This window comes from Flavobacterium hungaricum, assembly GCF_015182285.1.
Lineage (GTDB): Bacteria > Bacteroidota > Bacteroidia > Flavobacteriales > Flavobacteriaceae > Flavobacterium > Flavobacterium hungaricum.
Window position 1 is genome coordinate 506914 of the sequence record NZ_PRDM01000005.1, and the last position, 13946, is coordinate 520859.

General features: G+C 35.7%; 14 protein-coding genes. 9 read left to right on the forward strand and 5 right to left on the reverse strand.

All coding sequences use genetic code 11. The features are described from left to right. The first annotated feature begins 10 nt into the window (after positions 1-10). Together C4F50_RS21610 and C4F50_RS21615 are read left to right on the forward strand one after the other, a co-directional pair. Positions 11-793, forward strand: coding sequence for an enoyl-CoA hydratase/isomerase family protein (locus C4F50_RS21610; protein WP_194140721.1), 783 nt, complete (start codon positions 11-13; stop codon positions 791-793). 116 nt (positions 794-909) lie between these two features. Next, positions 910-1311: a hypothetical protein gene (locus C4F50_RS21615; RefSeq protein WP_194140722.1), complete on the forward strand. Its 402-nt coding sequence runs from the start codon at positions 910-912 to the stop codon at positions 1309-1311. 265 nt (positions 1312-1576) lie between these two features. Here C4F50_RS21615 and C4F50_RS21620 read toward each other — a convergent pair whose 3' ends face one another. The 3 genes from C4F50_RS21620 to C4F50_RS21630 all read right to left on the reverse strand — a co-directional run bounded on the left by C4F50_RS21620 (position 1577) and on the right by C4F50_RS21630 (position 4658). Next, complete coding sequence (locus tag C4F50_RS21620) at positions 1577-2230, reverse strand: metal-dependent transcriptional regulator (RefSeq protein WP_194140723.1); 654 nt, start codon at positions 2228-2230, stop codon at positions 1577-1579. Positions 2231-2319: 89 nt separating this feature from the next. Then, a complete protein-coding gene (locus C4F50_RS21625; protein WP_194140724.1) occupies positions 2320-4191 on the reverse strand; it encodes an Nramp family divalent metal transporter in 1872 nt (623 codons plus the stop codon). 74 nt (positions 4192-4265) lie between these two features. Further along, positions 4266-4658, reverse strand: a complete 393-nt coding sequence (locus C4F50_RS21630; protein WP_194140725.1) for a Fur family transcriptional regulator — start codon at positions 4656-4658, stop codon at positions 4266-4268. Between the two features lie 94 nt (positions 4659-4752). On the opposite strand from C4F50_RS21630, the gene C4F50_RS21635 reads away from it, so the two are divergent. The 7 genes from C4F50_RS21635 to C4F50_RS21665 all read left to right on the forward strand — a co-directional run bounded on the left by C4F50_RS21635 (position 4753) and on the right by C4F50_RS21665 (position 11705). Next, the gene (locus C4F50_RS21635) at positions 4753-5106 is read left to right on the forward strand and encodes a MerC domain-containing protein (protein WP_194140726.1); all 354 of its coding nucleotides are present in this window, start codon (positions 4753-4755) and stop codon (positions 5104-5106) included. 4 nt (positions 5107-5110) lie between these two features. Then, on the forward strand, positions 5111-6016 hold the full coding sequence (locus C4F50_RS21640) for an NAD(P)/FAD-dependent oxidoreductase (protein ID WP_194140727.1): 906 nt from the start codon (positions 5111-5113) through the stop codon (positions 6014-6016). 230 nt (positions 6017-6246) lie between these two features. After that, positions 6247-8499 carry a TonB-dependent receptor gene (locus C4F50_RS21645; RefSeq protein ID WP_194140728.1) on the forward strand — a complete coding sequence of 751 codons (2253 nt, stop codon included), beginning with the start codon at positions 6247-6249 and terminating at the stop codon, positions 8497-8499. 163 nt (positions 8500-8662) lie between these two features. After that, positions 8663-9127: a thioredoxin family protein gene (locus C4F50_RS21650; RefSeq protein WP_194140729.1), complete on the forward strand. Its 465-nt coding sequence runs from the start codon at positions 8663-8665 to the stop codon at positions 9125-9127. Positions 9128-9145: 18 nt separating this feature from the next. Then, positions 9146-10312: a lycopene cyclase family protein gene (locus C4F50_RS21655; RefSeq protein ID WP_194140730.1), complete on the forward strand. Its 1167-nt coding sequence runs from the start codon at positions 9146-9148 to the stop codon at positions 10310-10312. Positions 10313-10712: 400 nt separating this feature from the next. Further along, entirely contained in the window at positions 10713-11141 is a 429-nt protein-coding gene (locus C4F50_RS21660; RefSeq protein WP_194140731.1) for an ArsR/SmtB family transcription factor, read from the forward strand. 153 nt (positions 11142-11294) lie between these two features. Then, positions 11295-11705 (forward strand): BrxA/BrxB family bacilliredoxin, encoded by a 411-nt coding sequence (locus tag C4F50_RS21665; protein ID WP_194140732.1) that lies wholly within the window; start codon positions 11295-11297, stop codon positions 11703-11705. Positions 11706-12099: 394 nt separating this feature from the next. On the opposite strand, the gene C4F50_RS21670 is transcribed toward C4F50_RS21665, so the two are convergent. Together C4F50_RS21670 and C4F50_RS21675 are read right to left on the reverse strand one after the other, a co-directional pair. Beyond that, the gene (locus C4F50_RS21670; RefSeq protein WP_194140733.1) at positions 12100-12753 is read right to left on the reverse strand and encodes an HD domain-containing protein; all 654 of its coding nucleotides are present in this window, start codon (positions 12751-12753) and stop codon (positions 12100-12102) included. Positions 12754-12936: 183 nt separating this feature from the next. Then, positions 12937-13929, reverse strand: a complete 993-nt coding sequence (locus C4F50_RS21675) for an acyl-ACP desaturase (protein ID WP_194140734.1) — start codon at positions 13927-13929, stop codon at positions 12937-12939. Between the last annotated feature and the right edge of the window lie 17 nt (positions 13930-13946).

Genomic DNA, 13946 nt, shown 5'->3' on the forward strand with positions numbered 1-13946 from the left:
ACCAATTGTTATGAACTACGAAAATATCTTAGTTGCTATAGAAGAAAAAATTGCAACAATTACAATAAACAGACCTACAAAACTAAATGCTTTAAACAAATCGACAATTGGCGATCTTAGCAATGCTGTTAATGCATTAGCAAATAATGAAGAGGTTCGTGTAATTATTATAACAGGAAACGGAGAAAAAGCTTTTGTTGCCGGCGCCGACATTTCAGAATTTGCTAATTATAATGTTGTTGAAGGAGCGCAATTGGCGGCTGAAGGACAAGAAGCGTTATTTGACTTTATTGAAAACTTAAAAAAACCGGTTATTGCAGCCATTAACGGTTTTGCTCTTGGAGGAGGATTAGAACTGGCAATGGCCTGTCATTTCAGAATAGCATCCGATAATGCTAAAATGGGACTTCCAGAAGTAACCTTAGGATTAATTCCAGGTTATGGAGGAACACAGCGTCTGCCGCAATTAGTGGGCAAAGGACGCGCCATGGAATTGATCATGACCGCCGCTATGATTTCTGCCGAAGAAGCGAAACAATATGGCTTAGTCAATCACGTAGTATCGCAGGCTGAATTATTATCTTTTACAGCAGTTATCGCACAAAAAATCATTAAAAATGCTCCCTTTGCAATCGGAAAAGCAATAAAAGCAATTAATGCCAACTTTAAAGACGGTAAAAACGGATTTGATATTGAAATAAAATCATTCGGAGAATGTTTCGGAACTCAGGATTTTAAAGAAGGAACAACGGCTTTTTTAGAAAAAAGAAAAGCTGAATTTACAGGAAAATAATTTTCTTAACCGCAAAGTTCACAAGGGATTACGCAAAGCACACAAGGAAATCAAAAACTTAGCGAACCTTGCGTAAATCTTTGCGACCTTTGCGGTTAAATTATAATACAAACATCATGTCCTACGAACCAATATTTGCCCTTTTTTGTGAGCGTGTTAAAGAAAGTATCCAAGCCGGAACTTTCGCTAAATTGACCTTGGCTAAAACAATGGGCGATACCGAAATCAAAAACATCTATTTTCGTTTGGTTTTGAATGAAGATGATACTTTCTCCATTTCATTGACTACACGATATAAAACAGAAGAAATCGAAAGCATTCATACGTTAGAGGAAGCGCTTTTGATTTTAGGAACTTATATTAAAAATCCATTTTTGACCGCGCTTTTATTTACGACAGACAATGACGTAACTTTCAAAGTAAATAAAAAGAATGCTGGTAGTATTATCGAGCAGGAACCGACATTTAAAAATGCGTCGCCAGTAATGTTAGAAATGATAGAAAAAGGGATTGTCTAATTTTTTAGAAGCTAATCCCGCTATCCGTTTCAATCTTTTATGCCTCCCGAAGCCTCGGGACCGGCACAAAAGGATTTCCACTTCTATCGGGGCTAGGAAATTCCTCATGTCAAGTTGAGCGAAGTTGAAGCCTCGGTTTCTGAATTACTTTGCGGAACTTCGACTTCGCTCAGTCTGACAAAAGAAAACTTCAACTCAGTCTGACAAAAAACAAAATCTCCTCGCATCTCTGCGAAACCTCTTCGCGAATCTTTGTGAAATAACTCTAAACCAGCTTTACAAACAAATTAGAAGCAATTTTATTCGAAATAGACAATTCCCTTCCATCGACTTTAATTTTAACGGATAAATCAAAAGATTCGCGGGAAAGAAATTCAATTCTTGAACCCAAAGCAATTCCCTGTTTGTCCAGATATTTTAAAAATTCTGATGAAGTATCCTTTACCCCCACGCAAACGCCGGTTTGATTCTCATTCAATTCAGATAAAAGCTGTTTTTCAATTTTAATAATTCGTCCGTTAGCATCTGGAATCGGATCTCCATGAGGATCTTCAGTCGGATTTCCCAGAAAATCATCCAATCGATTAATCAATTGTTCTGATTTGATGTGTTCCAATTGTTCGGCAATATCGTGAACCTCATCCCAGCTGAAATTTAATTTTTCTACCAAAAAGACTTCCCACAAACGATGTTTTCTCACGATCATTTTAGCAGCAAGCTTTCCATTTTCAGTAAGAGAAACCCCTTGGTATTTTTTATAATTAACCAAATCTTTATCTGCCAGCTTTTTAAGCATATCCGTTACCGATGATGCTTTGGTTTCCATCATTTCCGCAATCGCATTGGTGCTCACCTCCGAATCAGCAACGGCTGTTAGGTGATATATAGATTTTAAGTAATTTTCTTCTGAGAAGGTCATTTTTTATTTTTTGAGGTTCAAAGCTGCAAAGTGACAAAGGTTCAGAGTTTTCAAAAACTTTGCTCCTTTGTACCTCAGAACCTTTGTCCCTAGTTTTTAACAATCAACAAAGGTATAGAAATTTTATGTCTCAATTTATCGACTGTTGTACCAAAGAGAATATCTTTTAGTCCAGTGTGGCCATGGGTTCCCATGACCAAGATATCGAAACTTCCCTCATTTATAATTTTTGAAATTACATTGTTGGGTTTTCCAAATCCGAGCTTAGTTTCAATTTTAAAACCTTTCTCGGTCAACATGTCTTTATATTGCTGCAAAAGTTTTTCATCTATTGTCGTTTCATGATCGTGTACATGGACTCCATACATTAATGCTCCAACGGTTTCCACAATATGGATAAGGGTATATTCTGTATGGATTCCGCCCAATTCAAAAGCTTTGTTCAATGCGGCTTCATCTGCTTTAGAGAAATCTACAGAAATCGCAATGTTTTTAATACTTTGGCTTTCTCTTGGCGAAAACTGCAGATTTAAATTATGAGGCGAGTGATTGACTGCTTTGTTCTTAACTTTAGTGATAAAAGGATTAAAAATAATATAGAGCAATAAAGCCAAAAATCCAAAAGCCAGCGGTACAACTGTAAACCAAAGCACCATCGGATGATCTGAACTTTCCAGCCAGGATGTTATTTCATCGTACACCAATTTTGCGTTTAAGGAAACAATGATCGCGGCAATAATCCAAGAGACAATTTGTGTAGTTTTAGAAATATGAAAACCATTCATCTTTGATTTATCGCTGACAAAGTGAATAAGCGGAATAATCGCAAAACCCAGCTGCAGACTCAAAATAACCTGACTTAAGATCAGCAGTTTTCCCGTGACGCTTTCGCCATAAATCAAAATCACAATTACGGCTGGAATAATAGCAATTAAGCGGGTAATGATTCGGCGCACCCAAGGCTGTATTCTAAAATGAAGATAACCCTCCATTACAATCTGCCCTGCCAGTGTTCCCGTCACCGTCGAACTTTGTCCCGCTGCAATAAGTGCAATAGCAAACAAAGCCGGCGCCCATTTTGTTCCTAAAAGCGGTTCCAGAAACTTATGAGCATCCTGAATCTCTGCAACTTCGTACATTCCGTTTTTATGAAAAGTCGCGGCGGCGAGAATTAAAATTGCTGCATTTACAAAAAAGGCAAGATTTAAAGCAATTGTCGAATCTATAAAATTGTATTTTAAAGCCTGTTTGATTCCGGCTGGAGTTCGGTCAAACTTTCTGGTCTGTACCAAAGAAGAGTGCAGATAAAGGTTATGCGGCATAACTGTTGCCCCGATAATCCCGATTGCAATATACAAAGCTGCTGAGTTTGGAATTGAAGGAATCAAACCCTCCAAAACTTTATGCATTTCTGGTTCGGCAAAAATCATTTCAAAAATAAAAGAAAAGCCGATAATCGCGACCAAAGCAATAATAAAGGCTTCCATCTTGCGAATTCCTTTATTGATCAGGAAAAGCAGCAAAAAGGTGTCTAAAACAGTAATTAGAACTGCTTCGAGTAAAGGAATTCCGAAAAGCAGATTAATTCCGATCGCCATTCCGAGAACTTCGGCCAGATCACAAGCCGCAATTGCAATTTCGGCAAGAAAATATAAAATGTAATTAATATATTTCGAATAGGTTTCTCTTGATGCTTGTGCGAGATCTCGCTGCGTCACGATTCCGAGTCGGGCGCTTAAACTTTGCAAAAGCAGCGCCATTAAGTTACTCATCAACAAAACCCAGACTAAAGTGTAGCCAAACTGACTTCCGCCGGCAATATCTGTCGCCCAGTTTCCTGGATCCATGTAGCCGACGCTTACTAAATATGCTGGACCTAAAAAGGCTAAAATTTTCCTGAAACCTGTTTTTTTATGTTCGGTTGAAACAGATTCGTGTACCTCTTCTAAAGATTTACCCATTGTAAAAGTATTGTTTTCACAAATATATGTAAAAATTATATTCGCGAAACAATATTTTTAGACGAGTCTAAATATTATATGTTAGAATTTAAACATTTTGGACACAATCCAGAAAGCGTGAAATTTATCTCATTAACTTTATAATTGTGCGGCATAATGTAGCTTGGTTTTACACTTTCGAGACATGTGATTTCATGACAGTTCTCGCAGCTAAAATGGGCATGATTGTGTATGTGCACACGCTGGTGCGAATGATTGCATTTTGCATATTTTACCGTTCCGTCCAGATTCGAAATTTTATGAATAATATCATCGTTTACCAGACGGTCTAAAATTCTATAAATAGTAACGCGGTCGCAGACATCGTTCAATTGTTTTTGAATTTCGGTGTGAGACAAGGCGGTTTTGGATTTCTCAAAAACCTCTAAAACGGCCGTCTTTGCTGTAGTGTTACGTGTAGCTTTCATTATATTTTGAATTAAAAAAATTAACGCAACAATGTTGCAATTGATTTTATTGTGTATATTTGCAACAGTATTGCATTAAACAAATTTACAAGAAATGAAGAAATCAGCCTCCTCCTTTTACGATATTTTAGGAATTTCAAGTGCCGCAATTTGTCTCGTTCATTGTTTGATTTTTCCACTCTTAACGATTCTTCCTTTGGGCTTAACTCACAATCCAATTATCGATTTGGCATTTGCTTCAATCGGGTTATTTGTAATTTTCAAAATTACAAAAAAATCGACGCTTTTGGTTTCATCAATTTTGATTGTTTCAATGGGTTTAATCTGGATCAGCATTTTGACTGAAATTTTCTTAGAAATTCATTTGGACCTGATTTATTTTGGCGGAATAGGAATGGTCATCGGGCATTTGATAAATTATAGATTACACAAAAAACAAAATCACTAAAAATATGGAACAGGAAAATTTTGAAGTCATTATCATTGGCGGCAGTTACAGCGGCTTATCGGCTGCGATGAGTCTAGGACGTTCTTTACGTCAGGTTTTGGTTATTGACAGCGGTTTGCCCTGTAACAGACAAACGCCGCATTCTCATAATTTCATAACACAGGACGGAGAAAAGCCCGCTGTTATTGCGGCGAAAGCCAAACTGCAGGTTGATCTTTACAAAACAATCCACTTTTACAACGGACTTGCCACAAAAGCAATCCCAACCAAAAACGGATTTGAAATAACAACTGAAGCTGGGAAAGTTTTTAAGGCGCGGAAAATTTTGTTTGCAAGCGGCGTTAAAGATTTAATTCCCGAAATTAAAGGTTTTGGAGATTGCTGGGGAATTTCGGTTTTACATTGTCCATATTGTCACGGTTATGAAGTCAAAAATGAAAAAACAGCAATAATTGCCAATGGTGAAATGGGTTTTGAATATGCAAAACTGATTTCGAACTGGACCAAAGATCTAAGATTATGCACCAATGGGAAATCGACTTTGACTTTGGAACAAACTGAAGCTTTAAAAAAACACAATGTGCAGGTTTTTGAAAACGAAATTGATTCTTTCGAACATACAAACGGTTATATTGAGAACATTATCTTCAAAAACAAAGAAAAAATTGCAGTAAAAGCCATTTACAGTAAACCGCCCTTTGAACAGCATTGTGATATTCCGGAATCTCTGGGATGTGATTTAAATGAGCAGGGATTACTAAAAGTCGATTTTATGCAGAAAACGAATATCCCGGGAATATATGCGAGCGGCGACTGCACAACGCAAATGCGGTCTGTAGCCATTGCAATTTCTACAGGTTCTTTTGCCGGCGCACTAATCAATAAAGAACTTATTGAGGAAAATTTTTGAATCACCCCCAGCTTCAACTAGCGAGGAAAGAGCTTTAGTCAAATTATAACGTTTTGGCTAAAGCCTTTTTCGGTTTCGTATTTTCTTCATCCAGCTAAAACTGGAAGCTATTCATTTTTAATAAATAGAAATATAACATATTGACATGAGAAAAGTTATAAAAATATAAATTTAAAATCATTGTTTATCAAATTTAATTTTTAGATTTGTCTAAATTTAATTTTACAATAATGAAATATTTATTTTTGACAATATTAATATTCTCCATTACAAACTCCTATTCGCAGCATATCTCCGGAAAAGTATTTACCGACTTATCTGGATACAAGGAAATTAACGTTAGCTTATTAAACACTAACTTTAAAACTCAAACCGATTCGACTGGTTTTTATAAATTAGAAAATATTCCAACTGGAAACTACAAAATTCAAGTGACCTCGACTGGATTCAAACCAATAATCCAAAGGTTTTCAATTGAAAACGGACAAAATCTTACTTTCAATTTTGATCTAAAAGAAGACAACAACGAACTAAATGAAGTCGTGGTTTCTGGAACTTTAAAACCCGTAAAGCGTTTAGAAAGTGCAGTGCCAGTTGAAGTTTATTCTCCAACTTTCTTCAAAAAAAATCCCACTCCAAGTATTTATGATGCATTACAAAACATCAACGGCGTTCGGCCGCAGCTTAATTGCGGGGTTTGCAACACGGGAGACATTCACATAAACGGCCTTGAAGGTCCGTACACTTTGGTCATGATCGATGGAATGCCAATTGTAAGCAGTCTTTCTACAGTTTATGGTTTATCTGGAATTCCGAATTCTTTGGTTGAACGAATCGAAATTGTTAAAGGACCTGCTTCGTCTCTTTACGGAAGTGAAGCTGTTGGTGGTTTGATTAATATTATAACCAAAAATCCGACGAACGCACCACTCTTTTCTGTCGATTATTTTACCACTACTTATTTTGAAAGTAATCTTGATTTGGGAATGAAATTTAATGCCGGTAAAAAAGCCACATCGATTGTGGGTGTTAACTACTTCAACTACGATCAGGTTATTGATAAAGACCACGATAATTTTACCGATGTTACGCTTTCTGAAAGAATTTCGGTTTTTAACAAATGGAATTTCCTTCGAAATAACAATCGCCTTTTTACTATCGCCGTACGCGGCATGTATGAAGATCGCTGGGGTGGAGATATTCGATGGGAAAAAAAGTATCGTGGAGGAGACGAAATTTACGGTGAAAGTATTTATACCAAAAGAGCAGAATTAATTGGTAGTTATCAATTGCCGTTTGAAGAAAAATTAATGTTTTCGTTTTCTGGCAACGTGCATTATCAAGACAGTCGTTACGGAACAACGTCGTATATCGCCAATCAGAAAATTGGTTTCATGCAATTAACTTGGGACAAAAAATTAGGACGAAATGATCTTTTGGCCGGAATTGCCAGCCGTTACACCTATTATGACGACAATACGCCCGCAACCAAAGAAGCCGAAAACACCTGGCTGCCGGGAATTTTTGTTCAGGATGAAATTACGCTTTCTCCAAAAAGTCAGGTATTGCTCGGAATGCGATACGATTATAACTCCATTCACGGTTCGATTTTTACGCCCAGATTTGCTTACCGATTTAAAGCCAGCGAAAACACAATTTTCAGATTAAACGCCGGAACTGGATTTCGGGTTGTGAATTTATTTACCGAAGATCATGCTGCGCTCACGGGTTCGCGTGATGTTGTAATTGCAAATAATCTGAATCCAGAGAAATCGGTAAATGTGAATTTAAATTACATTCAGAAAATCAATTTTGGAAACGGAACTTTTATGGGAATTGAAACCACGGCTTTCTATACCCGATTCAGTAATAAAATCATATCAGATTACGAATCCGATCCTAATAAAATCATATACGACAATATTGACGGTTATGCGTTGAGTCAGGGAATCAGCACAAATGTGGATTTGAATTTTCCATCGGGTTTAAAATTTATTGTTGGAGCAACGCTTTTGGATAACAAAAATGTCCAAGATGGGATTTCGCAAAGACCCTTTTTAACCGAAAACTTCACCGGGACCTGGAGTATTTCGTATAAAATACAGCCTTGGGATTTATCTATGGATTATACCGGAAATGTATACAGCCCTATGAAACTGCCTTTATTAAGTGAAACCGATCCCAGAAATCCAGATTCTCCTTGGTACAGCATTCAGAATATTCAGTTTACCTATTCAGGCTGGAAGAATTTTGAAGTGTATGGCGGAATTAAAAATTTACTGAACTTTACACCAAAGCAGCATAATCCGTTTTTGATTTCGAGAACCAATGATCCTTTTGATAAAAATGTACAATACGATTCGGCAGGAAAAGTTTTGGCAACTCCAGATAATCCTTATGGGTTAACTTTTGATACAACTTATGTTTACGGACAGAACCAAACTATTCGAGGTTTTTTTGGATTGCGATATACTTTGAGGTAAGCTGTTAATGATGGCGCACGGATTTGACAAATTGAACAGGTTGCCACTGATTCTCTTTTGACAAACATTTGTCAGGCTGAGCGAAATCGAAACCCATTCCAACTTATAAGCCTTCGACTTCGCTCAGGGTGACAATTGGGTTTAAGCGACAAAAAAAAACAAAATGAAAAAGCTATTACTATTTATAATCTTCTTCGGAATTACTTCAACAGGATTTTGCCAGCTAAAGCAACATTCTTTTGAAGAAGTCGATAGTTTGCAGCAAACTCAAAAACGAAAAATGATTGTTTTTATTCATACCGATTGGTGTCAATTTTGCCAGCGAATGAAAGCGGCCACTTTTAGAGACAAGGAAATCATAGAAAAGTTAAACTCCAATTTCTATTTTGTTGATTTGAATGCCGAAGAAAAACAAGATATTACTTTTCAAAACCAAACATTCAAATTCAAACCTTCAGGAAATAATGTTGGCGTTCACGAACTGGCTTTGCAACTTGGAACAATCAACAATCAAATTACATATCCCGTTTTATGTGTTATGAATGAAAAGAAAGAAATTATATTTCAATATAACAGCTATTTAAGTCCGAAAGATTTTAAGCTTCTTTTAAAAAAACTAGAAGAATAAAATTCCTTATTTTTGAGAATGAATTCTTCGCAAATCAAACATTACGACTACATTTTTACAGGAACCGGCCTTACTTCTTTAATGACGGTTTATAAAATGATTTTGTCCAAAAAATTTTCAGATAAATCGATTTTACTTTTAGATCAGGATTTAAAGAAAACCAATGACAGAACTTGGTGTTTTTGGGATAAAAACGAAAGCATTTGGGATTCCGTTATTTCAAAAAAGTGGGATTTGGCGTTATTTGCGAATCAAAACTTTCAACGCGATTTGGCGTTGAAGCCCTATCGATACAATCAAATTAAGAGTTTAGATTTTTATAATTTTGTTTTGGATGAAATTTCAAGACATCAAAATATTATCTTCTTAAACGAAAAAGTAACTGATATCAACGAACTTGAAACACACGTTTTTGTTGGAACAGAACAAAGCCGATTTACTTGCAATTATCTTTTAAACAGTATTTATACGAAGGCTTTCGCGGAAAATCAAACAAAGTATCCTGTTTTGCATCAGCATTTTGTGGGCTGGTTTGTGAAAACGGAAACAGAAATTTTTAATTCTGAAAAAGTAACTTTCATGGACTTTTCGGTTGAGCAAAAGGGAAATACACGATTTATGTATGTTTTGCCCTTTTCTAAAACCGGAGCTTTAGTTGAATATACGCTGTTTTCTGAAAATCTCCTGCCGAAAGAAGAATATGAAAGAGAGATTGCGATTTATTTAAAGCAACTCGGAACCGAGCGATATGAAATTATAGAAAAAGAACAGGGAAATATCCCGATGACGTGTTATCCGTTTTGGAACAAAAACACCAAACGAGTTTTAAACATTGGCACAGCAGGCGGATGGACAAAAGCCAGCACGGGCTACACTTTTAAAAACTCAGACAAAAAATCTTCGCAGCTGCTGCAATTTCTCAATCCTACTGAGCAAAATCTAAGCATGACTGCGTTTCATAAGAAAAACAAATTTTGGTTTTACGATTTACTGCTTCTTGATATACTTCATCATCACAACGAATTAGGAGCTTCTATTTTTTCTTCTTTATTCAAAAAAGGAAATCCTGAGTTGATTTTCAAATTTTTAGACGAAGAAACTTCACTAATTGAGGATTTACAGGTTATACTTAAATGTCCTAAAATCCCCTTTATAAAAGCTTTATTTCGTGTAATTTTCAATTAATGTGTTTGACTTAAAAATTGGAACTGCTTATTAATTTCTAATCCAAAAAGCAAGAAACCTGCAACTACTTTGCTCTATTGGAAAATGCATCTAATTTTTCCCATCGCTAAAAATAGTGCATATCTTTAAAATACTGACTCCATTCTTTATCACAGAAAAGGTAAACCTTCGTAAAAAATGTCTTATTCTTTTGCTTTTAGAACTTTTACGGAAGCTTAAAACAAAAGGCTCTGTTTAATTTTGTTCTTTCTAAAAATTGCAAAGGCAATTATTATTAGAAAACAGGTTATTTGTTTTTTTTAATAACTGCGGCCAAACGATTTAGAGTAAATTAAATAAAGAGATGAACAAGGCAGACGTACTGTAATCGTTCATTTACGATAATGAGTTAGTAGAAATTATGGGAATTACCAAACATTTAGATTTTGACATTGAGACAAAGGCAATAGGAAAAATTTGCAAAGCTCTCGGACATCCTACCAGAATTCAGATTATGACACTGCTCTGGAAAAGAAACAATAGGACATGCGGCAATATTGTAGAATTAATTCCATTAGCGCAATCCACGATATCCAAACATTTGCTGGAGCTAAAAAAAGCCGATCTTGTCAATATTAAAAACAAAGGAAAGCAGGTTATTTACTCTGTTGATACTGACAAAATACAAATACTCAAAAAGTATTTGACAAACTACCTTTCTACCATTGAAATTGCCGAAAAGGAAAAATCAACCGTATTGACAACTAGAATTAGAGTAGGAAGAAACCATCATTTGAAAAAACACAATTATCAATTTCCCCACAAAATGCCAAAAGAAGAAGCTGTTTAGGAATTGGTGGGCAATTCTGGAGTAAATTATACATCCTATTTAGTACAAAGTTTTATCAATCAAACTATAACAAAACTTTATACTTGAAATTAAGGAGTTGCGTCTAAACTTTGTAACTTTGCAGATCAAAAGTAAAATTTAAAAACATTCAATATGTATCCACAAGAAATGGTAAAACCAATGGAAGCTGAATTAACAGCTGCTGGTTTTCAAGATTTACATAGTGCTGAAGCTGTAGATAATGCTATCAAAGCTGAAGGTACCACTTTAGTAGTTGTAAATTCAGTTTGCGGCTGTGCAGCAAGAAATGCACGTCCGGGAGCAAAAATGAGTTTAGAAGGGGCTAAAAAACCAGATCACCTTATTACAGTTTTTGCAGGTGTTGACAAAGAAGCAGTGGATGCTGCAAGACAACATATGTTTCCTTTTCCTCCATCATCGCCATCTATGGCTTTGTTTAAAAATGGTGAATTGGTTCACATGTTAGAGCGTCACCACATTGAAGGACGTCCAGCAGAGTTAATCGCTGAGAATCTTCAAGATGCTTTTAACGAGTATTGCTAATTAAGGCATCTAAGGTTCTGAGTTACTGAGATGCTAAAGTTTTAGGGTCAAAGCGACAAGATTGAGCAGACAAAGATTTAAAAAGCACTATTTCTATAGTGCTTTTTTTATTTTAACGACCTCTTTTTTAGTCTTATAATGATATAATTAAAACTTTTTAGGGAAGGGTATCTCTTTAACGATATCTAATTTTGCACAAACCTAAATTTCTTTTTATTATGTCTGAATTAGAAAAAACAGAAATTATAAGAGACAATAGAGTTACGCGATTGTTATGGTTTACGGTTGGATTTATCTGCGCTGTCATTATCACCCGCATTTTTGCTTTCCATTAATAATTCCAAAACTCTATAAAACTATAAATTGCCTTATAAAGCGTGTTTATGGTTTTCAGCTATTTCACACCCTCCCATTCTGCATAAAACTGCCCTAGGAAAGTTTCCATAAAGCGGTGTCTTTCAGCTGCGATTTCTTTTCCTTTTACGGTATTCATTTTATCTTTTAAAAGTAAAAGCTTTTCGTAAAAATGATTGATAGTTGGTGCATTGTTCTTTTTGTATTCCTCTTTTGTCATATTGGTTACAGGTGCAATTTCTGGATTGTATAAAGCTCTGTTTTTAAATCCGCCGTAATTGAAGGCTCTTGCCACTCCAATTGCACCAATTGCATCCAGACGATCTGCGTCTTGCACAATATCCAATTCTACCGAAGAGAATTTCTTTTCAAAATTTCCGCCTTTATAGGAGATATTTTCAATGATATTGACTACATGAGTAATGATATCTTCTGAAACGTTTTCTGCTTCTAAAAACGCTCGAGCTGTCTTTGGACCAATTGTCTCATCACCATTATGAAATTTACTGTCTGCAATGTCATGCAGTAAAGCTCCCAGTTGTACAACCGTTAGGTCACATTCGGTGTCTTTTGCTATTAGAAGTGCATTTTTATAAACGCGTTCTATATGAAACCAATCGTGTCCACCTTCTGCATCATTTAGTTTTTCTTTTACAAAAGCAATGGTTTTATTTATTAGTTCAGAAGTATTCATGAATTATTAGTATTTGAATTTCTCGCAGATCATGCAGATTAAGCAGATTTACGAAAGGTTTGTATTAAATAAAAAATGCTGATTGTTAGAGTTTTGAAAATCTAACAATCAACATTTTTTAATATCAAAATCAATTGCAAAACTCAATTTTAAATCTAAAATATAAAATCTGCAATCTAAAATTTACAATCTCGCAGGTTCTACCCATTTAAAAATATGTGACTCTTGAGGTATAACCAATCTTTCGGATATTTTTGCCATTCTTCCTGGCAGTTTCATCAAGTAATCACGGGCTTTTTCTGCTTCATCAGTCAAATTAGAAATTTTATCAATTTCCCATTTGGTAATTAATTTCTGCATGATGTCTACATAATCATTTGCGGTATAAACACCGATGCGCTGTGCAGAATCAGAAAACTGCTCAAAAGCAGAACTGATTTTTTGACCTGATTCTCTCAAGAAGTGGGCAGGCATAACGATTTTCTGCTTCATCATATATTGAAAAGCCAGCATCATTTCGCTCGGGTCTACCTGAAAAATTCTAGTTACAAATTCGCTGTATGCATGGTGGTGGCGCATTTCGTCACCTGCAATCATTTTACACATTTTAGACAACTTATTATCACCAAATTTTTTGGCCATTTGTGCTACTCTATTATGAGAAACGTAAGTTGCTAATTCCTGAAAACTGGTATATACAAAATTTTTGTACGGATCAGATCCAGTTCCAATATCAAAACCGTCGTTGATTAAGTGCTGTGTTGTCATTTCGATTTCACGCATATTAACACGACCAGACAAATACAAGTATTTATTTAAAAGATCACCGTGGCGGTTTTCTTCTCCGGTCCATTGTCTGATCCATTTCGACCAGCCATTACCGCCGTTCTCCACCTGGTTTACTCCTTCTACATCCATTAACCATGATTCGTATGTTGGAAGTGCTTCTTCGGTGATTGTGTCACCCACAAGCGTTACCCAAAAATCGTATGGCAATTCTTTAGCAATTTCGCGTAGTTCCTTCACCTCCTCGAAGAAATTTTCTCCTTCAGAATTAGGCAGGAAATCTGACGGCTGCCAAATTTTTTCCACCGGAATTAAATACTGTTCAACGAAGCTGTCCACGTTTTTTTCCAAAAACTGCATCACTTCTAATCTAATGTTTTTTATAGACATTACTTATTTATAGATTT

What these genes read in the sequence shown, in the direction of transcription:
- C4F50_RS21610 (WP_194140721.1), top strand. Translation starts at nt 11, where the DNA reads ATGAACTACGAAAATATCTTAGTTGCTATAGAAGAAAAAATTGCAACA.
- C4F50_RS21615 (WP_194140722.1), top strand. Translation starts at nt 910, where the DNA reads ATGTCCTACGAACCAATATTTGCCCTTTTTTGTGAGCGTGTTAAAGAA.
- C4F50_RS21620 (WP_194140723.1), bottom strand. Translation starts at nt 2,230, where the DNA reads ATGACCTTCTCAGAAGAAAATTACTTAAAATCTATATATCACCTAACA.
- C4F50_RS21625 (WP_194140724.1), bottom strand. Translation starts at nt 4,191, where the DNA reads ATGGGTAAATCTTTAGAAGAGGTACACGAATCTGTTTCAACCGAACAT.
- C4F50_RS21630 (WP_194140725.1), bottom strand. Translation starts at nt 4,658, where the DNA reads ATGAAAGCTACACGTAACACTACAGCAAAGACGGCCGTTTTAGAGGTT.
- C4F50_RS21635 (WP_194140726.1), top strand. Translation starts at nt 4,753, where the DNA reads ATGAAGAAATCAGCCTCCTCCTTTTACGATATTTTAGGAATTTCAAGT.
- C4F50_RS21640 (WP_194140727.1), top strand. Translation starts at nt 5,111, where the DNA reads ATGGAACAGGAAAATTTTGAAGTCATTATCATTGGCGGCAGTTACAGC.
- C4F50_RS21645 (WP_194140728.1), top strand. Translation starts at nt 6,247, where the DNA reads ATGAAATATTTATTTTTGACAATATTAATATTCTCCATTACAAACTCC.
- C4F50_RS21650 (WP_194140729.1), top strand. Translation starts at nt 8,663, where the DNA reads ATGAAAAAGCTATTACTATTTATAATCTTCTTCGGAATTACTTCAACA.
- C4F50_RS21655 (WP_194140730.1), top strand. Translation starts at nt 9,146, where the DNA reads ATGAATTCTTCGCAAATCAAACATTACGACTACATTTTTACAGGAACC.
- C4F50_RS21660 (WP_194140731.1), top strand. Translation starts at nt 10,713, where the DNA reads ATGGGAATTACCAAACATTTAGATTTTGACATTGAGACAAAGGCAATA.
- C4F50_RS21665 (WP_194140732.1), top strand. Translation starts at nt 11,295, where the DNA reads ATGTATCCACAAGAAATGGTAAAACCAATGGAAGCTGAATTAACAGCT.
- C4F50_RS21670 (WP_194140733.1), bottom strand. Translation starts at nt 12,753, where the DNA reads ATGAATACTTCTGAACTAATAAATAAAACCATTGCTTTTGTAAAAGAA.
- C4F50_RS21675 (WP_194140734.1), bottom strand. Translation starts at nt 13,929, where the DNA reads ATGTCTATAAAAAACATTAGATTAGAAGTGATGCAGTTTTTGGAAAAA.